We start from the raw sequence: 24,292 nt of genomic DNA on the forward strand, positions 1-24,292 counted from the left end.
CGGTGCCCTTGGGGGCGGATCCGCCGCGGGGCGGGCGGGGCGGCGCGCTGCACCGCGCCGACCGGGCGCGTCAGCGCAGGTCGCGGACGGCCGCGGCGATGCCGACCGGGGTGGGGGTCGCGAAGAAGACGTCGAAGTCGAGCTCGACGCCGAGCAGGTCGCGGATCCTGGCGGTGATCTGGATGATCGTCAGGGAGTGGCCGCCGAGTTCGAACAGGTCGTCCTCGGGGGCCAGGTCGGGCAGTCCGAGCACGTCGGCCCAGACTCCGAGCACGGCGGTGAGCACCTCGTCGCGTTCCGGCTGCCCGGTCACGTCGGCGGCCGCGGCGTCGACCGGGCGCGGCGGGACGGGCAGCGCGCGGCGGTCCAGTTTGCCGTTCGGCGTCAGCGGCAGCCGGTCGAGCACCGAGAAGCGCTGGGGTATCGCGGCGGCCGGCAGCACCCGCTGGAGGAAGGCGCGCAGCTCGGCCCCGTCGGGCGCGGCGGCCCCGGGTGCGGGGACGAGGTAGCCGGCCACGAACGGCTCCCCGTCGTCCTCCCGGCGGACGGCGGCGGCGGCCTCGGCGACCTCCGGGTGCGCCAGCAGCGCCGACTCGATCTCGCCGAGTTCGATCCGGTGGCCGCGGATCTTGACCTGGTCGTCGAGCCGGCCGAGGAACTCCAGTTCGCCGTCGGCGGTCCAGGCCACGAGGTCGCCGGTGCGGTAGAGCCGGTCGCCGGGCGCGCCGAAGGGGTCGTCGACGAAGCGTTCGGCGGTCAGCCCGGGGCGGCCCAGGTAGCCCTCCGCGATCCCGTCGCCGCCGAGATACAGCTCGCCCGGCACGCCGACGGGGAGCAGCCGGCGCCGCCGGTCCAGCACGTGGGCGCGGGTGTTGGCGATCGGCCGGCCGATCCGGACGGCCTCCGGCGAGGCCGGGACCTCGGCGCAGGTCGACCAGATGGTGGCCTCGGTCGGCCCGTACACGTTGAACAGGCGCTCGGTGCCCGCCCGCAGGTCCCGGGCCAGCGGCAGCGGCAGCGCCTCCCCGCCGACCAGGGCGGTCAGGCCGGGCGGCAGCGGCCCGGCGCCGAGCAGCACCCGCCAGCCCGAGGGGGTGGCCTGGATGTGGGTGACGCCCTCGCGTTCGACCAGGGCGCGCAGGCCCGGGCCGTCCACGGCGAGGCCGTCCGGGGCCAGTACCAGCCGGCCGCCGGTGACCAGCGGAAGCAGCAGTTCGAGCGCGGAGATGTCGAACGAGAGGGAGGTGAGACCGAGCCAGACGTCCCGGGGGCCGGAGCCGAGCCGGTCGGCGAAGGCGCAAAGCAGGTTGACCAGCGCCCGGTGGCCGACCTCGACGCCCTTGGGGCGGCCGGTGGAGCCGGAGGTGTAGAGCACGTAGGCGAGCCGGCCCGGTGCGGTGGGGCGGTCCGTCGACGGGCCCTCTCCGGACGCCTCGGCCTCTGCCTCGCCCGCCGTTCCGTCCACCACTTCGGCGAGCCGCAGCAGCGCCGGGGCCGCGGCCGCCACCTCGGGGGCGGGCTCGCGGTCGGCCAGCAGCAGCGCGGCGCCGGAGTCGGCCAGGACGAGGGCGAGCCGCTCGGCCGGGTAGCCGGGGTCGAGCGGCAGGTAGCCGGCGCCGACGGCGTGCACGGCGAGCAGCGCGGTCGGCAGGTCGGCGGTGCGGCTCAGGTGCAGGCCGACCAGGTCGCCCCGGCCCACGCCGGCCGCAGCCAGCGCGCCGGCCAGCCGGTCGGCGCGCCGCAGGAGGTCCCGGTACGTCAGGCGTTGCGCACCGGCTACCACCGCCAGGGCCTCCGGCGTGGCCGCGGCGCGCTCACGGACCAGGCCGAGCACCGTCCGGTCGGCGGGGTAGGCGTGGGCGGTGGCGTTCCAGTCGGTGGTGACGAGGCGTTCCTCGGCCTCGTCGAGCAGCGGCAGGGCGGCCAGGGCCGTTCCCGGGTCGGCCGTCGCGGCGGCGAGCAGGGTGGTGAGGTGGCCGGCGATCCGCCGGGCGCCGGCCGGCGCGAGGACGGCCGGATCGTACTGGAGGGAGAAGCTGACGGCCTCGGTGTCCTCGACCGCCTGGAGGTGGAGCGTGTTGCGGGAGACGTGCTGGAACACCGTCCAGTCGACCCAGGTGGCGGTGCCCGGGAAGACCGGGTCGACGGTGGTGCGGCGGCGGTAGCCGAACGACACCGGCGCGAGGCCGACCCGGGGGGTGAGCCCGGGAACGGCCGCGCCGAACGGGACGGCGCGGTGGGCCGAGACCAGCCGGACCTCGGCCCGGACGGCCCGTGCGTACTGAGCGAAGGAGCTCTCCTCGCCGGTACCGGCCGGGGCGTACACCGGCAGCTCGTTGACGAAGAGGCCGATCTCGTCACGCTGCTCCGGACGCCGGGTGGAGAACGGGACGGCGACCGGCACGGCCTCACCGCCGTAGCGGTGCAGCAGGCCGTGCAGGGCGGCGAGCAGGAACTCGAAGACGGTGACCCCGCAGTCGCGCGCGGCGTCCACCAGAGCGGTGCGGCCGGGGCCGTCGAGCCGCCAGGTGACGGCCTCGCCCCGCCCGGCGTCGGTGGTGGCCCGAGGGCCGTGCGGCAGCACCGGGTCGGTGGCCGCGGCCCAGCGCGGGCCGTGGAACTCGGCGGCCCGGCGGACGAGGGCGGGATCGGCGGGCAGATCGTCCTGGATGGCGGGGGAGCCGGTGGCGGGCGCTTCGCCCGTGCGCGCGGCGGCGTAGGCGGCGGCGAGGTCGGCCGCCAGCACGTCTTTGGAGTGGCCGTCGAACACCGCGTGGTGGCCCACCACCAGCAGGTCGGCCGCCCCGTCGGGCCGTCGGTGCAGGGTGAAGCGGGCCAGCGGTCCGGCCGCGAGATCGAAGGGGAGGGCGAGTTCCTCGGCCAGCCGCTTGGCGAACGCCTCGCCGGTGTCGGCCGTGGCGTCGACGACGGTGAGGGCGGGCGGCCGCCCGGCGGGGACCAGCCGGACGAGTCCGCCCTGCTCGGCCAGGGCCGCCGAGAGCGCGGGGTGGCGGGTGACGGTGGCGGCGACGGCCCGCGCCAGGGCGGCGGTGTCGATCCGGTCGGACCGGTCGAACCGGAACCGCAGGGCGAGGTGGAAGGCCTCGGGGACGGTGATCCGCCGGCTGGCCAGCCAGATGCCGTGCTGGGCGGGGGACGCGGGGCGCCCGGGGCGGGTCGGCGATTCCGCTCTCGCGGGCTCCTCCGGAGCGGAGGACGGGCCGGACACGGCGGGGGAGCGGGACATGGCGGGCTCGATTCGGGAGACGGAGGCGGGGCTGTGGGCTCCTGTCCGCACGGTTCTGCCGCCACGTGGCGGTCCGGTGGACGGCGCGGCCGCCGCATGGGTCCGGCCCGCCCCTCGGGCCGGACGGCAGGCCGCCGGAGCAAGGCCGACCCGACTCCCAGGTTCCCCCCTGATGCGTCAGGCGGTCCGATCTTCTCCCCCGCGGAAAGATCATTGGACTGGACCTGCCGAGAGATTTCCACAGACCACATGCCTCGTCAAGGGTTGTTCACGACCGGGTCGGCGCGGACCGACGGTTCGTCAACTACCTTCTGCTTCCGGGGTGTCCGGGCCCCGTCAAGAATCCCTCGGGCGCTCGGGTGGGCGTCGCGCGCCCGGAAGCCGAAGCTGACGAGGATGACGCTCTCCCCGGCACCGAGGGCCGTCCGACCGTGGGGGGTGAGCGCGCCGTCGAACACGACGCAGTCGCCCACCGCGAGATCGCATTCGAGGAATTCGAGGAAACCGTCGGCAGTAATGAAGACTGTGCTGCGGCGTTCGAGTTGAGCATTCCTGCCGCCCGACGCGGGCCAGTCTCCACCGCGCCACTCCTCGGCCAGGACGTACGTTCGCGCTTCCAGTACCGACCGCACCTGATAGACGGGGGCCGCACCCAGGCCGGGCTGATCATGGACGGCGGGCCACACCAGTCCCGACATCACGCATTCAATTTCCGTAGCGTCAGTTTACCCCGCACTCCCCTCGGCTGAATTCGCGAGCTTCTCGGCGATCTGGCCGATTCCCAGTGTCAGAGTCGTGACAGTCGGCACCACAATATTTCGCCGATAGTCCGGACTTCCGGAAAAGAGCGGTTCCAGCTCAAGCAGGTTGCCAACTGCCGCGTACGCCTGGTTGTAGAGTTCAAATATGGGATCCGGGGCAAACGAGCGAAAGTCCTGCCCGAAGAGCTCCAGCTCACGGCGCATCCGGTGAAGCTGGGCGAAGTCGATATGGTCCACCCCGGTGAGAATTTCGCGGTTCGGTCCCACGACCAGGTGCACGAAATCACGCAGCAGCTTGACAGTCATGTGGTAGGCGCGGAGATAATTCCCATTGTTCGATGATTGATTCCAGATATTGACGTCTCCGCTCACGGAGCCAAACTGAGCGGCGTTGTGAATGTTGCTGTTATTGATCTCGTTCCTGTTCTCGTTGATCATTTCCCCCCAAGCTCCGTTCGATGCCCTACGGGATTGCCCGCCGAGGCTCCCCGACAAACGTCAGGAATGGTTGAAGTCGGCCATCCGTTCATGATCAGCCGGCCGGTGCCTACGAGGCAGCCGTCGACGAGGTCTCGGGGGCACTGGATCTGCTTGGTGCGTAGGTGGGCAGGTGGGCAGGTGGAAGACGGTGAGCCGGTGGAGGTGGATGTTGCCCCAGACCAGGACGATCGGGCCACTGAGCTGGATCCGGGCGCGGACGACGCTTGCAGGTCGTCCCGGATCTCGTCCGCGTCCCAGCGACTTCGCGACAGCAGATGCTGCAGGCCGCGCGGGGCTGGGCGGCCGGCGTACTCGGTCAGCTGCCAGCTGTTCTTGGCGGATCGAGGGTGAGGTCGGCGGCAGCTGCGGCCAAGTTGTCTGTACAGCTCTGGGTTCACTGTCCGTCATCGAGGCGCCATCGAACCGGTCCGGTTCCGTCCATCTCGGGCGCTTACACATAACGGGTCTGGGCCGAACGGACGCCCAGCACCCGTGATCAAGGAGCCGTCCCCCGATGAGTCCGATGCCCGAACTGTCGCGCCGCACCCTGCTCGGCGGCGCGGCGGCGGCCGCCGTGCTGTCCGCCCTCCCGCTCAGCGTGCGCGAGGCGCTGGCCGCACCGGCCCGCCCCGGCAAGCTGGCGGACATCCAGCACGTCGTGGTGTTCATGCAGGAGAACCGCGCCTTCGACCACTACTTCGGCACCCTGTCCGGCGTGCGCGGCTTCGGCGACCGGACGGCGGTGCGCGGGGTCAACGGACGCTCGGTGTTCCACCAGCCCGACCCGGGCCGCAAGGAGGGCCACCTGCTGCCGTTCCCGATGAACGCCGCGCACACCAACGCCTACCAGCAGGGCGCCCCGGCCTTCGGCTTCGTCGACTCGATGAACGCCTGGAACGACGGCCGTGCCGACGGCTCGGTCACCCGCCGCTCCGGCGGCTGGCTCGGCCAGGGCTACTACGAGCCCGCCGACATGCCCTTCTACAACGCGCTCGCCTCGGTCTTCACGACCTGTGACGCCTACTACGCGTCCGTCCAGTGCAACACCAACACCAACCGCGAACACCTGATGACCGGGACCAGCGGTGGCACGGTGCGGGACACCCCGGTGACCGACAACACCGAGATCCCCGGCGGCTACGAGTGGACCACCTACGCCGAGCGGCTGCAGAAGGCCGGGATCAGCTGGAAGACCTACCAGGCGCTGGACAACTTCGACGACAACGCGCTCGCATGGTTCACCCCTTTCGTCAACGCCAAGCCGGGCGAGCCGCTCTACGAGCGCGGCATGCGGGCGGTCGGCGACCCGGCGAAGAAGAACGACCCCTTCGCGATGGGTGACGCCCTGGTCGAGGCGTTCACCGCCGACATCCAGGCCGACCAGCTGCCGCAGGTCTCCTGGCTGATCGCGCCCGCCGCGCTCTCCGAGCACGCCAACTACGCCCCGCCGAACGGCGAACACCTGACGGCCCGGCTGCTCGCCGCGCTGGCCGCCAAGCCGGAGGTGTGGGAGAAGACCGTCTTCATCCTCAACTACGACGAGCACGGCGGCTTCTTCGACCACCAGCTGCCGCCCGTCCCCCCGCTGGCCACCGGGCGCGGCAAGTCGACCGTCCCGGTGGACGGCGAGGTCGTGGTCCGGGTCGCCAAGGGCGGCTCGACCTACCACCGGGTGGTCGGCCAGGACGGCAGGTACCGGGTGAAGGCCGCCGACGGCTCGCTCGGCTGGTCCGACACGCTCCCCGCGGGAGAGAGCGTGGTCTCCGGCCCGTACCCGATGGGCCTGGGCGTGCGCGTCCCGATGATCGTGGTCTCGCCGTGGACGCGCGGTGGCGTGGTCGACTCCACGGTCTACGACCACACCTCGGTGCTGCGCCTGCTGGAGCAGCGCTTCGGCGTCGAGGAGCCCAACATCAGCCCGTGGCGGCGCACCGTCACCGGCGACCTCACCGACGTCTTCGACTTCTCCGGCCGTGACCCGGTCTGGCCCCAGCTGCCCGACACCAGCGGCAACCGGCAGAAGGTCGTCGACGCCGGCAAGCTGCCCGCGCCCACCGTGCCCGCCCCGCAGGCGTTCCCGCAGCAGCAGCGCGGTACCCGCACCGCCCGGATCAGCCCGTACAACCTGCTGGTCAAGCCGAAGCTCAAGGGCAACGAGCTGACCGTCGACTTCATCAACCAGGGCCGCCAGGGTGCCGTCTTCGCCGTCTATCCGGCGCCCGGCACCGCGCCGCGCCACTACACCGTGGGTGCCAGGAGCCGGATCTCCGACGTCTGGACGGTCGGCCCCGAGGGCTACGACCTGCGGGTGCACGGCCCGAACGGCGCACTCTGGCACCTGCGCGGGGACGCCGCCTCGGTGTACGAGATCTCGCTCTCCGAGGAGCAGAACGGCAAGGTGCTGGAGGTGGACGTGATCAACCGCTCGCGCACCGCCCAGACCTTCCTGGTCGGCGACCTCGCCTACCGCGACGGACTGCGTGAGGTGCGGGTCGCGGCCGGGGACGACAAGACCGTCAACGTGAAGGTCGGGCCCGAGGGCTGGTACGACGTCGCGGTGGGCGTCCGTGGCGAGCTCGGATTCCGCCGCCGGATCGCCGGGCGCTTCCCGTGGGACGGCGACCACCTGGTGACCGACCCGGCGATGGGCCTCGCCGACCCGCTCGCCCTGGACGTCACGCTCAAGGCCGCGTCCGCCACCATCGACGAGGCGATCCTGCGGCCCGGTCGCCCGGCCCGGGTCACCGCCCGGTTCACCGCCACCGCCGCGCTGACCGCGATCGAGGCGCAGCCGACCGTACCGGCCGGCTGGACGATCACCGCCGTCACCCCGCCGCCCGCCTCGCTCGCCGCCGGCACCACCGTCACCGCCGAGTGGGAGGTCACCCCGCCCGCCGTGCTTCCGGACGGCGCCACCCACCGGATCCTGGTCACCGCCCGCGCGCTCGCCGGTGACCGCTTCGCCCTCGCCGACGGCGAGATCGGGGCCCGCACGGCCCCGGTGATGGCCGGTCACCTGCTCGGCGAGGACTTCGAGTCGCTGGCCGGGGCCCTCCAGCCGATCGGCGGCGTCCTCGGCTGGACGCCGCAGGCACCGCAGGGCTGGTCGATGGTCAACGCCCCCGGCATGCCGCAGGGCACCGCCCGCCTCCAGGGCTGGACCTTCCACACCAAGCGGGCCTGGTCGACCCCGGCCGGGCAGGACCGCGGCAACTTCGGCCGGGGCCTGGGCATCCTCGCGGTCGCCGATCCGGACGACTGGGACGACACCGGCGCGCCGTCGGGCAAGGGCAGGTTCGACTCCACCTTGGTCTCGCCCGCCGTCCAGCTCCCGGCCGGCGCGAGCACGCTGTACCTCGGCTTCGACTCGCACTACCGCCAGGAGGCTCCGCAGAAGGCGTCCGTCACCGCCGTCTTCGACAACGGCACCGAGACCCGGCTGGTCTTCTACAGCATCGACACGACCGGCAACGACAACGCCGGCAAGGACGTCCAGAACGCCTTCGTCACCAGGAAGTTCGCCGCTCCGGCGGGTGCCCGTGCGGTGACCCTGAAGTTCCGGATGTACGACGCGGGCAACAACTGGTTCTGGGCGGTCGACCACATCCGCCTCGACACCAAGCCGATCACCGGCTGACCCCGGCAGGGTCCTCCCACGGCCCGCGCACCCCGTCCGGGGCGCGCGGGCCGTGGGCTCGGGGGCGTGTGTCAGGCGGGGCGGCGTGCCTCAGCAGGACATCAGGCCGCCGCGACAGGAGATGGCGACGGCCTGGGCCCGGTCGCGCGCGTGGAGGTCCGGAAGGGCTCCTCCCGCCGGACGTGTCGGCCCCGGCGGAGGTGGCGAGTCGTAGAGGATCGGGCCTGCTCGGGGCGCGTCGGAAGCCACCGGGCGAACAGACCTCTTGACTGTCAAGTCTCTCGATGGTCGAGAGATAGGATCCGGCTGTCCGTCACCCGCCCCTGCCCGAAGGGCGCTCCGCGATGCGCACCGGTCCAGCCGCTCCCCGCTCCACCTCCCGGCGCCGAACCAGGCTGCTGGTCCCGCTCGCCCTGCTGGTCGTCTGGCTCGGTCTGGGCGGCGCCTTCGGCTCCTACGCCGGGAAGCTCTCCGAGGTGGCCACCAACGACCGGGCCGCCTTCCTGCCCCGCAGCGCCGAGTCGACCGAGGTGGCGCGCCTCGGGGAGGCCTTCCGGACGGCCGGCGCGGTGCCGGTGATCGTGGTCTGGGAGAGTCGCACCGAAGCGGTCGGGGACGCCCAGCGCGCGGCCGCCACCCGGGCGCTGCAAGCGGCCGCCGCCGTCCCCGGCGCCACCGGGCGGGTGTCGCCCGCCGTGCCGGCCGAGGACGGCCGCGCCCTGGAAGGTGTCGTCCAGCTCCGCGCCGACCTCGGGCGACAGACCGGTGACACCGTCCGGGCCGTCCGCGAACTCGCCGACCGGGTGCCGGACACCACCGTCGGCCTGGCCGGTCCGGCGGCGATCGCGGCCGACCTCGGCGGGGCCTTCGCCGGCATCGACGGACTGCTGCTCGGGGTCGCCCTCGGCGTGGTGCTGCTGATCCTGCTCGCCGTCTACCGCAGCCTGCTGCTGCCGCTGCTGGTGATCCTCGGCGCGGTGTTCGCCCTCGGCATCTCCTGCGCGCTGGTCTACCTGCTCGCCGACCACGGCCTGGTCCGGGTGGACGGCCAGGTGCAGGGCCTGCTGTCGATCCTGGTGATCGGCGCGGCCACCGACTACGGACTGCTGCTCTCCGCCCGCTTCCGCGAGGAACTGCACCTCCACGGTGACCGGTTCGCGGCTATGCGCACCGCCTGGCGGCACTCCGTCGAGCCGATCGCCGCCTCCGGGACGACGGTCGCGCTCGGGCTGCTCGTCCTGCTGCTCTCCGACCTCACCAACAACCGGGCACTCGGCCCGGTCGGCGCGATCGGGATCGGCTGCGCGGTGCTCTCCGCGCTGACCTTCCTGCCGGCCGCACTCGTCCTGCTCGGCCGCGCCGCCTACTGGCCGGCCCGACCGGCCGCCGACGGGCGGGCCCCGGTGAACGCCGTCTGGCAGCGGGTGGCCGCACTGGTCGGACGCCGGCCGCGCACCACCTGGGCGGCGAGTCTGGCCGTGCTCGCCGCGCTGGCCGCCTTCGCGCCGACCCTGGACTCGGGCGGCGTCCCGCAGAGCGAACTCTTCATCAAGGCCCAGCCCTCGGCGGCCGGGCAGGCCCTGCTCTCGAAGCACTTCCCCGGCGGCGCCGGCAACCCGGCCGTGGTGATCGCCGCCGCCGGGCGGGCCGAGGCGGTCGCCACCGCGGCGGCCGTCCCCGGGGTGGCCGACGTCCGCCCGTACACCGGCGGCGCACCCGGCGGCGCCCCCGCCACCGTGGACGGGCGGGTCCGGCTGGACGTCACGCTCGCCGATCCGGCCGACGACGACGCGGCCATCGCCACCGTCCGGCGCCTGCGGCAGGCGGTGCACGCGGTGCCGGGCGGGGAGGCGCTGGTCGGCGGGTACACCGCGCAGCAGTACGACACCCGGATCACGGCGGAGCGCGACCGGGCGCTGATCATGCCGGTCGTCCTGCTCTGCATCCTCGCCGTGCTCGTGCTGCTGCTGCGCTCCCTGGCGGCCCCGGTGCTGCTCGCCGCCACCGTCGCGCTCTCCTACCTGGCGACGCTCGGCGTGAGCGCGCTCGTCTTCGACCACGTCTTCGGGTTCTCCGCCGTCGACCCCTCCGTGCCGCTGTACGGGTACGTGTTCCTGGTCGCGCTGGGCGTGGACTACAACATCTTCCTGATGACCAGGGTCCGCGAGGAGGCGCTGCGGTTCGGCACCCGGGAGGGGGTGCTGCGCGGCTTGACGGCCACCGGCGGGGTGATCACCTCGGCGGGGGTGGTGCTCGCCGCGACCTTCGCCGCGCTCGGCGTGATCCCGCTGGCCTTCCTCGCCCAGATCGCCTTCATCGTCGCCTTCGGGGTGCTGCTGGACACCCTGCTGGTGCGCTCGCTGCTGGTGCCCGCGCTGGTCCGGGACCTCGGCGAGCCGGTCTGGTGGCCGGCCCGGCCGGGCCGGGTGACGCCCGGCGCGGCGGTGCCCGAGCCGGTCGGCGAGCCGGTCTGACCTCGCCCGCCGGTTGCTGGACGCGGTGGCGGCCCCGTGCGGAACGCCGAAGCTGTTCACCTTTACCGACGTCTCCGACCAGCCGGTGCGGTGGCTGCCGCACCCGGCCGGGTGGCGGCCGGTCGGCCTTCTCCACGGCCTCGATGAGGGTGACCGCGAACTGTTCTACCGCTGCCGGGCGCGGCCCGGAGGATCCGGTCCGGTGCCGAGCGACCGTGAGACGCCGGGTGCCGGGCCGAAGCGCGGTAGGACGGCGCCGGCCTCCGTCGTGAACGGAGTCGTTAGGCTGAACGGGTAGCAGTGGATGGGAACGCCGTACGCGACCGGAGCGGATGACCTTGTCGGAGCAGGACCCGAGCACGCCCCCGCCCGCCCCGGCCCCGTCCGACGCTCCGGAACCGTCCGAGGCTTCGTCAGCCCCGGAGTCCGAGCCCCCGGCCGCGCCTGCGCCGTCCGACACCCCGGCGCTCGGGCGGCTGCTGCAGGACCTCGCCTCCGAGATGAACCTGCTCGGGCACGGCTTCGCCGCCGTCGGCGGGCTGCACGCCACCGATGTCCAGGCGCCGCTCGCCGTGATGCGGGCGGCGCCCGACCGGACCGGCGGCCAGGGCGGGATCACCCCCGGCCGACTCGGCGAGGAGCTGGCCCTCACCTCGGGAGCGGTGACCGCCGTGCTGGACCGGCTGGAGCGGGCCGGGCACGTCCGTCGTACCCGGGACGCCGCCGACCGCCGCCAGGTACTGGTGCGGTACCTGCCGGGTGCCGGGCGGATGGTCGCCGAGTGGTTCGCGCCGGTGGCCCGGCGCACCGAGGTGGTGCGCGGTGAGTTCACCCCGGCGGAGCTGGCGGCGGTGGCCCGCTTCCTCGGCCGGATGACCGGTGAGCTGGCGGACCTGCGCCGCTCGCGCTGATCCGGTCCGCCCCGACCGGCGCGTCGGTCGGGCGGGAGCCCCGGCCGCCAGCCCGACCACCGTCGCCCCGGCCGTCAGCCCGACCGGCGGGCGATCAGGGCCGCCAGGCCGTCCAGGATGCGCTCCAGGCCGAACTCCAGCGCCTGGTCATGGCCGTCCTGCGCGGTCATCGCCGCCGCGAGCGCCGGGAAGCGGTCGGCGTGCTCCTGGACCAGCCCGCCGAGGAGGGCGAGCAGCTCCGACTCCGGTTGGCGGCCCGGTCCGGCCGCTCGGGCCTGCTCGGTGATGCTGCGGACGTGGCCGGCCAGCAGGACGGCGGAGTCCATCCGCTCCGGGCCGGTCAGCCCGGTGCCGTCCAGGGCGGCCACCACCCGTTCCAGCCAGCCGAGTTCCTTCGGGCCCAGGACCCGGGGGCCGACGGTGGCGTCCGGCAGCCAGGGGTGTGCGCCGAAGGTGTCGGCCAACTGGCGTGCCAGGGCGTGGAGTTCCATGCGCCAGGCGGGTGGTGATTCCTCCGTCGCGGGGGTGGCGGGCGTGACCCGGGCCGGTTCGTCGATCGCCGCCTCGACCATCAGGGCGACGAGTTCGGCCTTGCCCGGCACATAGCGGTAGAGCGACATCTTGGTGTAGTCGAGCAGCCCGGCCACCCGCTGCATGGAGACGGCGCCGAGCCCCTCCGCGTCCGCGATCTCGATGCCGGCCCGGGCGATCCGCTCCAGGCTCAGCGCCGGCTTCGGCCCCCGGGTCGGCTTCTGGTGGGGGCCCCAGAGCAGTCGCGCGGTGTCGCCCGCCCCGCCGCCGGATGTGCTGCTCAAGCCCCGCTCCCGTCCCGATCTCCGCCGGTGCCCTTGCCGAACCGGCCCAACTGTGTCTACCGTACACAGCAACGAACGGTGTCCGCCAGACACAGTTTTCGGATCTCCTGGACGGAGTGGTTCCCATGGGTGCGAAGGTCCTCATATCGGGTGCGAGCATCGCCGGCCCCGCCTTGGCGTACTGGCTGGGGCGGTACGGCTTCGAGCCCACCGTCGTCGAGCTGGCCCCGGCTCTGCGCGGTGGCGGCCAGGCCGTCGACTTCCGGGGTGACACCCACCTGACCGTGCTGGAACGGATGGGCCTGCTCGACGAGTTGCGCCGGCTCGACACCGGCGGCAGCCCGATGGGCTTCGTCGACCGGCGCGGTCGCCGACTGCTCGACCTGCCGGCCGACTTCGCCGGCGGCGAGATCGAGGTGCCACGCGGTGAGCTGGCCCAGCTGCTCCACCGGCACAGCCTGCCCTCCACCGAGTACGTCTTCGGCGACTCGGTCACCGCACTGGAGGAGACGCCGACCGGCGTCCGGGTGGAGTTCCGGCACGGCGCCCCGCGGGTGTTCGACCTGGTGATCGGCGCGGACGGACTGCACTCCACCGTCCGCCGGCTCGCCTTCGGCCCCGAGCAGCGCTACGTCCGCCATCTCGGTTACTACGCCGCGACCTGGCAGCTGCCCAACTACCTGGACCTGCCCACCGGTTCGGTCGGCCTCAACGTGCCGGGCCGGCTCGCCGCCGTCGGTGCGGACCACCGGGACCGCTCCAGGGCCGGCGCTTTCCTCCTCTTCGCCGCACCGGAACTGCGCTACGACCGGCACGACCAGGAACAGCAGAAGGCGCTGATCACGGACGCCTTCGCCGATCTCGGCTGGGAGGTGCCGCGCCTGCTGGAGAGCCTGCGCGAAGCCCCGGAGCTGTACTTCGACTCGATCAGCCGGGCGGACGTCCCCGCCTGGTCCACCGGCCGGATCGCCCTGGTCGGGGACGCCGCCTGCGGGGCCACCATCGGCGGTATGGGCACCGGCACCGCGGTGGTGGCCGCGTACGTCCTGGCCGGCGAACTCGCCCGCGCCCGGGGCGACCACCGCACCGCCTTCACCCGGTACGAGAACGCCGTGCGCGGCTACGCCCAGGGCTGCCAGAAGGGCGGCGACCGGACCGGGCCGTTCCTGGCCCCGGCCACGGCGACCGGACTCCGGCTGCGCAACGGCCTGCTGGGCCGGCGGTGGATCCTGAACCGGATGCTGGAGATGGGCAAGCAGGTCAGCAGCACCCTCGTGCTGCCCGACTACCGGGCCGAGCTCGCCGCCCGCTGAGCCTCGACCGGCCCGTCGTGCGAGGTGGCGGACAGGTCGGCGGACGGGTCGGTCGACGGCGCATGCCGCGATCGCGCGGCGTGCCCCATCCGATAGCCGATCCCGCGCACGGTGATGATCCAGCGACTGCAGCCGAGCTTCGCCCGCAGGGTGCTCACATGCGTGTCGATGGTGCGGCTGGCCTGCCCCCAGTCGCTCCCCCACACCTTCGCCATCAGCTCCTTCCGCGACACCACGGTCCCGGAGTTGGCCGCGAGCACGTAGAGCAGCTCGAACTCCTTCGACGTCACATCGATCAACCGGTCCCGCAGGCGGACCTCGCGGGTCCGCGGGTCGATGTGCAACGGGAGCAGCGAGATGGCCTCGGGAGTCGCCGGCCCGGCGCGGCGGGAGGAGCGGCGGAGCACCGCGTCGATGCGCGCCCCCATCTCCCGGAAGCCCCAGGTCTGCGCGACACAGTCGTCGGCCCCCGCCTTCAGGGCGAGCACCCGCTCCAGCTCGTCGTCGCGGCGGGTGAAGGCGATCAGCGGGACGTCGCTCTCGGTCCGCAGGCTCCGGCACACCTCGATGCCGTCGACGTCGGGCAGTTCCAGCGAGAGCAGCACCAGATCGGCCTCGCGGTACGTGCGCAGGGCCTGCGCTCCCGTGCCGACGCTGCGGGCCAGGAAGCCCTGCCGGCGCAGGTCGCGCACCATCGATTCGGCGGAGGTGATCTCCCGTTCCACCACGAGTACGTTTCTCATTCCGAGCTCCTCCTCCGGACGCCACGCCCCTCCGTACCCACCCCCGCTCGCCCCCCGGGTCGCTGCCCCGGGCGCCGTTCGAATGCCAACGTACCGCTTCGAACGAAATGGTCACGCGATGGAGCCGGTCGGCCGGATTCCTGCTCCGACCTGCGAAGACATCATCCGGAAACGCTCTCGCCACGGATCCCGCCGGGCCGCCCGGGCGCGCGGCACGGCACGGTCCGGGGAGTGTCCGCGGGCCTTCGGCCGCTGGTCAGAGAGCTGCTGGGGCGGGTGACGGTAGGGCGGGGGCAGGCCCGGGCGGGGCGCCCCGGCGCACGTGTCAACAACTCGTGAAATCTGCCGTGCCGTTCGGATTCCGGCGGGCATGACACGAGGTCAGGAGGCATGGGGAGAACGGCCGGGAGAACGGTCGAGGAGGCGGGGGAGAACGGCGGGAGGCCACCGAAGGCCCGGGGGACAGGTTGCCTTCGGTGGCCGTTCAAGGGGGGGCGGTCGGAGCGCGACGCAGCGGCCCCGCGCCGCCCCGTGTCGCCCTACGCGGTCGGGCGCTTGGCCGGGAAGCCGTGGCCGCGGGCGACCAGGACCACCACGAGCACCGGCAGCAGGAGGAGCAGCACCGTCCAGGGGAAGGAGTCGCTGCCGCTCACGTCGAGCAGGACACCGCCGATGATGCCGCCGGCGGCCATCGCGACGTTCCACAGCGTCACGAGCATCGTCTGGGCCGCGTCGGCCTGGTCGCCGCCCGCGTCGGCCACCGCCGTCTGGAGCAGGGTCGGAATGCCGCCCCAGCCCAGGCCCCACAGGGCGGACGCGACGTACACCAGGGCCGTGTTGTCGGCGAGCACCGCGAGCAGCAGCGCCGCCACGGCGACGAGCAGCGTGCTGGCGACGGTGAGCGAACGCAGCTTGGCGTGGATCTGCGAGCCGACGATCCAGATGCTCGCGAGCGAGGCACCGCCGAACACGAGCAGCACCAGGTCGGTGCTGCCGCCCAGACCGTGGTCGTCGAGGAAGGTGGCGATGTAGGCGTACAGCACGGTGTGCGCGAGGACGAAGACCAGCGTCACGAACAGCACCGGGGTCACGCCGGGCACGCTCAGCGCCCGCAGCATCTTCGGCCGCTCGCCGGCCTGTTGGCCCGGGTAGTCCGGCACGGTCGCGGAGATCCACAGCAGCAGCAGGACGGTGAGTCCGGTCATCGCGAAGAACGGCACGCGCCAGTCGGTCTGGGTGCCCAGGAAGGTACCGGCCGGGACACCGAGGGAGAGCGCGACCGGGATGCCGGCCATGGCGATGGCGATCGCCTTGCCCTGGAGCGCCACGGGAGCCATCCGGCGTGCGTACCCCGCGAGCAGGGCCCAGGCCAGACCGGCGGCGACACCCGCGACGAACCGCGCGACCATCGTCAGCCCGTAGACCGAGGACACCGCGGTGACGGTGTTGGCCACGGCGAAGCCCGCCATGGCGGTCAGCAGCAGGCGCTTGCGCCGCCAGCCGGCGGTGGCCGAGGCCAGCGGGATCGCGGTGAGGGCGGTGCCGATGGCGTAGATCGTGACCGTCTGGCCGGTCGCGGACTCGCTCACCCGCAGGTCCGAGCTCATCGAGGGCAGCAGACCGGCGGGCAGGGTCTCGGTGAGGCTGGTGATGAAGACGGCGGTGGCGAGGGCGATCAGGGCGAGCAGCGGAAGCTTCTGCGGTTCCTCGCCACTCGCCGCCGCGGGTGGCGAGGAGCGGGTCTCCGAGCCGGGAGCGTCGGTGATGTCGGGTGAGGTGCTCATGGGGTGTGCTCCGGGTGTTCCAGGGGGAAGGGACGGGCGGTGCGAAGGGGTGGCCGGTGTTCCGTCCGGGGGACCGGCCGCTCCGGTGGGCCGGGTTCGCCACCCGACCGGGGACGGGCCGAGGGCGAGCCGGCCGGTACCCGGGCCGATGGGGCGGACGGGCGGACGGGCAACGGGTCGACGGCGAGCCGGCTAGGCGTGGCCCAGGCCGCCGTCGACGGGGAGCCGGGCGCCGGTCGTGAAGGTCGCCTCGGTGGCCAGGAAGAGCGCGGCGCGGGCGACCTCCTCGGCGGAGCCGAGCCGGCCGAGCGGTGGCAGCGAGGCGGCGCCCGCTGGCGCCGCCTCGATACAGGCCGGGGCCACCGCGTTGACGCGGATGCCGCGCGAGACCAGTTCGGCGGCGAGCGTGCGTACGGCGGCCGAGGACGGAGCCGGCGCGGTGAGCACCACCGCGCCGCCGTCCCTGAGGTACGGCAGCAGCGGGCGGACACCGGCCACGGCATCCGCGAACAGCAGGTCGGTGTCGTCGATGCCGGTACCGCCGTCCTCGGCGCTCTCGACGACGGTGGCGGTGGAGCCCAGCTCGGCCCTGGCCCGGGCGCGTTCCTCGGCGGTACGGGCGGCCAGCAGGACCAGCGCTCCACCCTCCACCAGCCGTTTGGCGATGGCCAGGCCGATATCGGTGTCCTGGCCGAGGACGACGGCCCTACGGCCCGCGTACCTGGTCATCCCGGTTCACCCCTTCTACCGCTCGGCGACTCGCTGGTCCGACAGTGCCCGAGGGCGCTTGCGGAACGCTTCGGATCCGCTGACGGTTCGCTGAGGGCCGGCTGACGGCCCGTCGGAGATCCCCCGGGCCGGGCCGGCGCCGCCGGGGCGCGGTACGGTGGCCGACATGCGGTTTGGGGTACTGGGACCACTCGTGGTGTGGGGCGACGACGGCGAGGAGGTCACCGTCCCCGAGGCCAAGGTCCGGGCGCTCCTCGCGGACCTGCTGGCCCACGGCGGCGGCCCGGTCTCCGCCGACCGCCTGATCCAGGACCTGTGGGGCGAGGAACCGCCCGGGAAGCCCGAGGGCGCGCTCCAGGGCAAGGTCTCCCAGCTGCGCCGGGTGCTCGGCCGGGACCGCGTGGTGCGCCAGGCCGCGGGCTACCGCCTGCGGCTGGACGGCGGTGCGCACGAGGTCGACGCCGACCGCTTCGGCGCCCTGGTGGCCGAGGCCGGCACCGTCCGCGACCCGCGCGCCCGGGCGGCGCTCCTCACCGAGGCGCTCGGCCTGTGGCGGGGGCCGGCGTACGCGGACTTCGCCGACGAGGAGTTCGTCCGAGCGGCGGCGTGTCGTCTCGCCGAGCAGCGGCTCTCCGTTCTGGAGGACCAGGCCGAGGCGAGGCTGCTCGCGGGTGACCACACGCTCCTCGCCGGTGAACTCGCCGACCTCGTCGCCCGGCACCCGCTGCGCGAGCGGCTGCGCGCCGTCCAGATGCGCGCGCTCTACCTCGCGGGCCGCCAGAGCGAGGCCCTCGCCAGCTTCGAGGACCTCCGCTCCCGCCTCGCCGAGGACCTGGGCGTCGACCCGGCTCCCGCTCTGTCCGCCCTCCACCGGGCCGTCCTGAGCCAGGACCCGGGCCTGGGGGACGGCCTCGCCGCCCCGCTGTCCCGGACGGCGCCCGCGGAGCCTATGCGTCCCGTAGAACCCGCGCGTCCCGCCGAGCCCGTCGACCCCGCCGGGCGGGGCGGTGCGGCCCCCGCCCCGCCCGTCGGCGAGCACTCGAACCTGCCGGTGCCGCTGACCCGCCTCATCGGGCGCGAGCCGGCCGTCACCCGGGTGTCCGGGCTGCTGGACGACAACCGTCTGGTGACACTCGCCGGCGCCGGCGGCGTCGGCAAGACCCGGCTGGCCGTCGCGGCGGCCGCGGCGGTCGCGGAGCGGGGCCCGGCCGGCGACTGGCCCGAGGGGATCTGGCTGGTGGAGTTCGCCGGGGTCCGCGGCGGCACCGCCGCCGACCTGGCCCAGGTCGTCGCCACCACGCTCGGCATCCGGGACGACGCCCCCGCCGCGCCGCCGGGCTCGGGCGGCGGGGCGGGCGCCGCCTCGCCGGCCCACCGGCTCGCCGCGGCATTGCGGGACCGCCGTACCCTGCTGGTCCTGGACAACTGCGAGCACGTCGTCGACGCGGCGGCGGAACTCGCCGAGCTGCTCCTGCGGACCGCGTCCGGCCTGCGGGTACTGGCCACCAGCCAGGAGCCGCTGGGCCTGACGGGCGAGGCCGTGTTCCTGGTCGAGCCGCTGCACCCCGATGACGCCGTGCGACTGTTCAGCGAGCGCGCCGCCGCCCATGACCCCGCTTTCCCCCGGGACCCGGACCGGGGCGACCTCGCCGACCGCGAGGCCGTCGCCGAGATCTGCCGCCGGCTCGACGGCATCCCGCTCGCCCTGGAGCTCGCCGCCACCCGTGTCCGCACGCTGGGAGTCAGGGGGCTGGCGGCCCGGCTGGGCGACCGGTTCCGCCTGCTGAGCTCCCGCCGACGCGGCGCGCCCGCCCGCCAGCAGACCCTGCGCGCCGTGATCGACTGGAGCTGGGAGCTGCTCAGCGCACCCGAACGCATCGTGCTGCGCCGCCTGGCGGTGCACAGCGACGGCTGCGACCTGGACGCCGCCGAAGCCACCTGCGCGGGTGACGGCGTGACCCGCGACGAGGTCCTCGACCTGGTGACGCGGCTGGTCGACCGCTCCCTCGTGGTCGTCGTGGACCTGCCCACCGGGCGCCGCTACCGCCTCCTGGAGTCCGTCGCCGCCTACGCCACCGAACGCCTGCACGAGATGGCGGATCTCGACGCCGTGCGCGGCCGTCATCTGCGCTACTACCTCGCCCTCGCCGAACGCGCCGAGCTCCGGCTGCGCGGCGCGGACCAGCGCTCCTGGCTCACCCGGCTGGACGCCGAGGCGGGTAACCTGCGGGCGGCCCTCGACGAGGCGGTGCGCCGGACGCCGGAGGGTGAGGGCGACGAAGCGGTCCGCCTCGCCACCGCCCTGGCCTGGTGGTGGCTACTGCGCGGCCGGCTCACCGAGGGCCGCCGCAGTCTGGCCGCGGCGCTCGCCACCGCTCCCCGGCCCACCTCCGAACTCTCGCTCCTGCACGGCGCGTTCGCCCTCCTCACCGGAGACCGCGCGGAGGCGCACGCGCTGGCCTGCACCGTCGCGTCCGCCGGTGCGGTGCCTGATCCGGTGCGCCGCGCCCGTGCCCTCTGGCTCTGTGCCTACGGCCTGTTCAGCGCGGGCGAGGCCGCCGAGGGCGAGGCGCTGAACGCGCGCGCCCTCGCCGTCTTCACCGAGGAGGGCGAGCAGTGGGGCACGGCCGCCGCGCTCGGTCTGCGGGCCACCCTGGCACTGGTCCGCGGCGACCTCGCCGGACTCGGCCGCGACGGCCTGCGCAGCGCGGCACTCTTTCGCGAACTGGGCGACGGCTGGGGTGAGTTGCAGACCGTGTCGCCGCTCGCCGCGCTGGCGGAGATCAAGGGGGAGTACGCGGAAGCGGCCCGCCGCCAGCGCGAAGGGCTGCACATCGCCAGGGAGTTGGGGCTGGAGGCCGAGGTGTCGGCCCGGCTGTCCGGGCTCGGCCGGCTCGCCCTGCTGGCCCACGACTGGGAGCGGGGCCGTGACCTGCACGAGCAGGCCCGCCGGATCGCGGCCGAACAGGGCTACAAGTACGGGGAGATCCACTCCGAGATGGGTCTTGCGCTCGGCGCGCGCCGCTCCGGCGACCTGGCCGCCGCCGAGGCGCACCTGCTGCACATCCGCGACGGCTACGCCGAGGTGTCCTCGCAGGCGGGCGACCACCTGCTCCTCGCGGAACTCGGCTTCGTCGCCGAACTCCGGGGCGACGCCGAGCTGGCGGCCGAGCGCCACCTGCGCGGTTGGGCGGTTGCCCGCTCCCTGGACGAGCCGCGCGCGCTGGCCCTCTCCCTGGAGGGCCTCGCGGGTGCGGCCGTGGTGGCCGGCCGGGGCCATGCCGGGCGGACCGGCGCCGAGTGTGCGGCGCTGCTGCTCGGCGCGGCGGACGCGGCACGCCGTGGCGTGGGGGCGCCGCTGCCGCCGGCCGAGCGCGGCGATACGGACCGGATCGCGGCGGCGGCCCGGGCCGACCTGGGGCCGGCCGCCTTCGCGGAGGCGTTCGAACTCGGCGGACGGCTCACCGCGGCCCGGGCGCTGCGCCGCGCGGGCGAGGCCCTCGGCTGGCGGGCGGCGGCGGCCGACGACGGCGGGAGCGGGGGGGGGTGAGCCGGTGGTGAGCGGGTGGGGAGGTCGTCCGGGTGTGGCCGGGCGCCCGGACCGGGCAAGGACGGGCGCCCGGCCTGCTCAGGCCCGCGCGTAGCGGTTCGCGGGTCGCTCCAGCCCCAGGTGCCCCCGCAGCGTGGTCGCCGTGTAGGCGGTACGGAAGGCGCCGCGGCGCTGCAGCTCGGGCACCAGGGCACGGGTGATGGCGTTGAGGTCGTGCGGCAGGGCCGCCGGGCGGAGCCGGAAGCCGTCGAGACCGGCAGGTCGCCAGTCGAGCAGCAGATCGGCCAGGCCGGCTGCGGTGCCGGTGAAGACGGCCGCGTCCGAGGCGAGTTCGGCGCCGGCCAGGTCGTCCAGACGGGCCTTGCGGTCGGCGGCGGAGGCCGCGCTGTCGTCCAGCAGGACGATCAGGTCGGCGAACCGCCTCAGCGGCCGCGTCGCCAGGTCGCGCCCGGTGGCGGCGACGGCGTCGTCGACCTGGGCGAGGATCCGCTCGACACCGGGGCGGTCGTGCGGGGTGACGAAGACGAGGTCGCAGGCGCGGGCCGCGAACTCGTACGGCGTCGAGGCGTGGGCCAGGCTCGCCACCAGCGGCTGGCCCTGCGGCGGGCGCGGGGTGATGGACGGCCCCCGGACGCTGAAGTGCGGGCCCTCGAAGTCGATGTGGTGCAGCTTGTCACGGTCGATGAAGCGACCTGTCGCCGCGTCCCGGATCTCCGCGTCGTCCTCCCAGCTGTCCCAGAGCCGCCGGGCCACCTCCACGACGTCGGCGGCCTCCGCGAAGAGCGGGCGGAGCCGCTTGGCGATCAGCTCGGGGTCGCGGATGTCGTCGTCGGTGAGTTGCGGTGTGGTGCGGCGGCCGAAGTGGGCGGCGTCGGAGGCGCGGGAGGCGATCTGCGGCCGCCAGCCCGCCCGGCCCCGGGCGGCGTGGTCGAGGGTCGCGATGCCGATCGCGAGGTGGAACGGCTCGGTGTGGGTGACGTTGGTGGTCGGCACCAGGCCGATGCGCTCGGTCAGTGGTGCGAGCAGGGCGGCCAGCAGGACGGCGTCGATGCTGCCCCGGACCTGGTCGGCGCGGTCGTCGGGACGGTGGAAGGGGGAGGACTGCAGACCGAGGCCGTCCTCCAGGGTGACGAAGTCGAGCAGGCCGCGCTCGGCCTCGGTCGCCAGGTCCGCCCAGTAGGCGGGCGTGAACAGCTCCGACGGCCGGGCGTCCGGGGCCCGCCAGGCGGCCGGGTGCCAGCCCGCGCCGTCGAGGGCGACGGCCAGGTGCAGCGGGGAGTTCGACGGTGCGGCGGTCACGATGTCTCCTTCGGGGAGCCGAGGCCCAGGTGGTCGCGGAGCGTCGTCCCGGTGTAGTCCTCGCGGAACACGCCCTTCTCCTGCAGGATCGGAACCACCCGGTCCACGAAGTCGTCCAGACCGTCGGGTGTCAGGTGCGGGACGAGGATGAAGCCGTCGGCCGCGTCGCTCTGCACGAAGTGGTCGATGGTGTCGGCGACGGTGCGCGGGCTGCCGACGAAGTTCTGTCCGCCGTGGACTTCGATCATCAGCTGGCGGATGCTCAGGTTCCGTTCCTCGGCAAGCTTGCGCCACTGTCGCGCGGTCTCCTCGCGGCCCTTGCGGAACACCGAATGGCCCTTCAACAGGAGGGCGTCGGGCTCCGGCTCGACATCGGGCAGCGGCCCGTCCGGGTCGTACCCGGAGAGGTCCCGGCCCCACACGCCCTCCAGGTGGGCGATCGCGGTCTGCGGGCTCACCTGGGCGCGGGTGATCTCGTCGGCGTAGGCCGCGGCCTCCTCGTCGGTGTCGGCCACCACGGCCGTCGCGGTGGGGAGGATCTTCAAGTCACCAGGGCTGCGGCCGTACTTGGCGAGCCGGTCCTTCACGTCCCGGTAGAAGGCGCGGGCCTCGTCGGGCCGGTTGTACTTGCTGAAGATGACCTCGGCGTCGGACGCGGCGAACTCCCGGCCCACGTCCGACTCCCCGGCCTGGATGATCACCGGGTGGCCCTGCGGGCCGCGCGGGGTGGTGAACCGGCCGGCGATGTCGAAGTGCGTGCCCCGGTGGGCGAAGGTCCCGGCGCCGGGGCGCACGAACGCGCCGGCCGCGGCGTCGGCGCGCACGTCGCCCTCGGCCCAGCTGTCCCACAACTCGCGTGTGGTCTGGAGGAATTCGGCGGCCCGGGTATAGCGGTCGGCCTCGGCGAGGAAGCCGCCGCGACGGAAGTTCTCCCCGGTGAAGGCGTCATAGCTGGTGACCACGTTCCAGGCCGCCCGCCCGCCGCTGAGCAGGTCCAGGCTCGCCAGCCTGCGCGCCACCTCGTAGGGCTCGTTGAAGGTGGTGTTGACGGTGGCGGCGAGCCCGAGCCGGTCGGTGACCGCGGCGAGGGCGGCCAGCACCGTCAGGTTCTCCGGGCGGCCCACCACGTCCAAGTCGTAGACGTGGCCCTTGTGTTCGCGCAGCCGCAGGCCCTCGGCCAGGAAGAAGAAGTCGAACTTGCCGCGTTCCGCGGTCCGTGCGAGCCGGATGAACGAGTCGATCGCGATCTGGCTCTCCGAGCGGGGGTCCGTCCAGACGGTCACATTGTGGATGGCCGGCAGTTGCACGGCGAGGTGCACCTGCTTCCGTCCGGCGTGTTCTGCGGCAGCGGGCACGGAGCTTGCTCCTTCGGGGGAAGGGCCGGCCCCAGGGGAGGCCGGCCGGGTGGCCACGCATGCGTCTGCGGTCCGGTCCACGGGGCGGCTGTGATCACCAGAATTCACCGAACCAATGTGGGAAACAAGAGAATTCGGGTCAGGGATCTGTAGGGGAGTGTCAAGGAGTGTCAACAACGAGAACGGCGTGCAAAGCGTCTGTGAGTGGTCTGTCTCTTCGTGTCGGCGGATCTGTCCCCCGTCGCGGCATTCGGCCTACTGTGCGGCCATGGATCTCTTCTCGCTGCCCAGACTCGGAGTCGTCGTCCCCCCCGAGAACCCCACGGCGGAACCGGAGTTCAACCGCTTGATCGGTGCGGCCATGCACGTGTACACCTCCCGCTTCCCCATCACCCCGGGGGTGGAACTCAGGGAGATGCTGGAGACCTACAACCGGGTCCTTCCCGACACCCTCGACGGCTTCGGCGGTATGCGGCTGGACGCGGCCGTGGTGGCCTGCAGCGCCTCGCACTACCTGCTGGACCCGGAGGGCGACCTCGCCCTGTGCGAGGAGATGTCGAACCGCTCGGGCTTTCCCGTCACCTCCTCGACGCAGGCGATCCTGGCCGCCTGCGAGGCGCTCGGGGTGAGCCGGCTGACCCTCGTCTCGCCCTACCAGCCGTGGCTCACCGACACCTCCCGGGCCTTCTGGGAACGCGCCGGGCTCACGGTGGACGGCGTCGTCCTCGTCCCGGCCGGGCGGACGGCGGACGGTGCGGACCACTTCGACCCGTACGAGGTGACCACGGGCCGGATCAGGGAGCGAATACGGGCCCACCAGCGGGAGAGCCGTCTCCCCGACGGCTCCGCGCTGCTGTTCACCGGCACCGGTATGGGCACGCTCGGCGCGCTCGGCGAGCTCGCGCGGGAGGACACCGGCGGCCGCCCGCTGCTCTCCTCGAACCTGGCGTCCGCCTGGTGGGCGTGGCGCGCGACGGGTCGGCGGACGGGGGCCGGGTTCTCCGGGGAGGTGCATCCGCTGCTGCGGCGCCTGGACGGGGCCGTCCGGCGGCCTGACCGGCGACGGAACGCGGCCTGACGCGTCGTCCGCCCCTGGCCGGCCGTGTCCGGGCCGGCGCGTCCGGGTCGGCCGCGCCATGGTCGGCCCGGGGCCGGGTGGCGGTCGGGGAGGCCGGGCCGTCACTCCAGAGCCGT

15 protein-coding genes are annotated in these 24,292 nt (G+C 74.0%); 6 read left to right on the forward strand and 9 right to left on the reverse strand.

Translation table 11 applies throughout. The features are described from left to right. Window positions 1-70: 70 nt before the first annotated feature. The 3 genes from AB0J08_RS24330 to AB0J08_RS24340 form a co-directional block, all read right to left on the reverse strand. Window positions 71-3,247 (reverse strand): amino acid adenylation domain-containing protein, encoded by a 3,177-nt coding sequence (locus tag AB0J08_RS24330; RefSeq protein WP_360638013.1) that lies wholly within the window; start codon window positions 3,245-3,247, stop codon window positions 71-73. A 257-nt stretch (window positions 3,248-3,504) separates the two neighbouring features. Beyond that, window positions 3,505-3,948, reverse strand: a complete 444-nt coding sequence (locus tag AB0J08_RS24335; protein ID WP_360638016.1) for a hypothetical protein — start codon at window positions 3,946-3,948, stop codon at window positions 3,505-3,507. 24 nt (window positions 3,949-3,972) lie between these two features. Further along, a complete protein-coding gene (locus AB0J08_RS24340; protein WP_360638019.1) occupies window positions 3,973-4,446 on the reverse strand; it encodes a hypothetical protein in 474 nt (157 codons plus the stop codon). A gap of 556 nt (window positions 4,447-5,002) precedes the next feature. Here AB0J08_RS24340 and AB0J08_RS24345 point away from each other — a divergent pair. From AB0J08_RS24345 to AB0J08_RS24355, 3 genes are all read left to right on the forward strand, one after another. Next, complete coding sequence (locus AB0J08_RS24345) at window positions 5,003-8,125, forward strand: phosphocholine-specific phospholipase C (RefSeq protein ID WP_360638022.1); 3,123 nt, start codon at window positions 5,003-5,005, stop codon at window positions 8,123-8,125. A 344-nt stretch (window positions 8,126-8,469) separates the two neighbouring features. Further along, the gene (locus AB0J08_RS24350; protein WP_360638025.1) at window positions 8,470-10,599 is read left to right on the forward strand and encodes an MMPL family transporter; all 2,130 of its coding nucleotides are present in this window, start codon (window positions 8,470-8,472) and stop codon (window positions 10,597-10,599) included. A 332-nt stretch (window positions 10,600-10,931) separates the two neighbouring features. Continuing rightward, window positions 10,932-11,510 carry a MarR family winged helix-turn-helix transcriptional regulator gene (locus tag AB0J08_RS24355; protein WP_360638028.1) on the forward strand — a complete coding sequence of 193 codons (579 nt, stop codon included), beginning with the start codon at window positions 10,932-10,934 and terminating at the stop codon, window positions 11,508-11,510. Window positions 11,511-11,584: 74 nt separating this feature from the next. Here AB0J08_RS24355 and AB0J08_RS24360 read toward each other — a convergent pair whose 3' ends face one another. After that, a complete protein-coding gene (locus AB0J08_RS24360; RefSeq protein ID WP_360638031.1) occupies window positions 11,585-12,325 on the reverse strand; it encodes a TetR/AcrR family transcriptional regulator C-terminal domain-containing protein in 741 nt (246 codons plus the stop codon). 125 nt (window positions 12,326-12,450) lie between these two features. Here AB0J08_RS24360 and AB0J08_RS24365 point away from each other — a divergent pair, with 125 nt between their 5' ends. Next, a complete protein-coding gene (locus tag AB0J08_RS24365) occupies window positions 12,451-13,638 on the forward strand; it encodes an FAD-dependent monooxygenase (RefSeq protein WP_360638034.1) in 1,188 nt (395 codons plus the stop codon). Here AB0J08_RS24365 and AB0J08_RS24370 read toward each other — a convergent pair. From AB0J08_RS24370 to AB0J08_RS24380, 3 genes are all read right to left on the reverse strand, one after another. After that, window positions 13,611-14,381 carry a response regulator transcription factor gene (locus AB0J08_RS24370; protein WP_360638036.1) on the reverse strand — a complete coding sequence of 257 codons (771 nt, stop codon included), beginning with the start codon at window positions 14,379-14,381 and terminating at the stop codon, window positions 13,611-13,613. The genes AB0J08_RS24365 and AB0J08_RS24370 overlap by 28 nt on opposite strands. Before the next feature lie 539 nt (window positions 14,382-14,920). Continuing rightward, window positions 14,921-16,165: an MFS transporter gene (locus AB0J08_RS24375; protein WP_360638040.1), complete on the reverse strand. Its 1,245-nt coding sequence runs from the start codon at window positions 16,163-16,165 to the stop codon at window positions 14,921-14,923. Between the two features lie 192 nt (window positions 16,166-16,357). Further along, the gene (locus AB0J08_RS24380) at window positions 16,358-16,894 is read right to left on the reverse strand and encodes an SDR family oxidoreductase (RefSeq protein ID WP_360638043.1); all 537 of its coding nucleotides are present in this window, start codon (window positions 16,892-16,894) and stop codon (window positions 16,358-16,360) included. 166 nt (window positions 16,895-17,060) lie between these two features. Here AB0J08_RS24380 and AB0J08_RS24385 point away from each other — a divergent pair, with 166 nt between their 5' ends. Further along, on the forward strand, window positions 17,061-20,444 hold the full coding sequence (locus AB0J08_RS24385) for a BTAD domain-containing putative transcriptional regulator (RefSeq protein WP_360638046.1): 3,384 nt from the start codon (window positions 17,061-17,063) through the stop codon (window positions 20,442-20,444). A 78-nt stretch (window positions 20,445-20,522) separates the two neighbouring features. Here AB0J08_RS24385 and AB0J08_RS24390 read toward each other — a convergent pair whose 3' ends face one another. Both AB0J08_RS24390 and AB0J08_RS24395 read right to left on the reverse strand, forming a co-directional pair. Then, window positions 20,523-21,743, reverse strand: coding sequence for an LLM class flavin-dependent oxidoreductase (locus AB0J08_RS24390; RefSeq protein WP_360638049.1), 1,221 nt, complete (start codon window positions 21,741-21,743; stop codon window positions 20,523-20,525). After that, window positions 21,740-23,098 carry an NtaA/DmoA family FMN-dependent monooxygenase gene (locus AB0J08_RS24395; RefSeq protein WP_360638052.1) on the reverse strand — a complete coding sequence of 453 codons (1,359 nt, stop codon included), beginning with the start codon at window positions 23,096-23,098 and terminating at the stop codon, window positions 21,740-21,742. The genes AB0J08_RS24390 and AB0J08_RS24395 overlap by 4 nt, the downstream gene beginning before the upstream one ends. A 268-nt stretch (window positions 23,099-23,366) precedes the next feature. Here AB0J08_RS24395 and AB0J08_RS24400 point away from each other — a divergent pair, with 268 nt between their 5' ends. After that, window positions 23,367-24,176 (forward strand): arylmalonate decarboxylase, encoded by an 810-nt coding sequence (locus tag AB0J08_RS24400; protein ID WP_360638055.1) that lies wholly within the window; start codon window positions 23,367-23,369, stop codon window positions 24,174-24,176. The last annotated feature ends 116 nt before the right edge of the window (window positions 24,177-24,292 follow it).

The organism is Kitasatospora sp. NPDC050463 (genome assembly GCF_040655255.1).
GTDB lineage: Bacteria > Actinomycetota > Actinomycetes > Streptomycetales > Streptomycetaceae > Kitasatospora.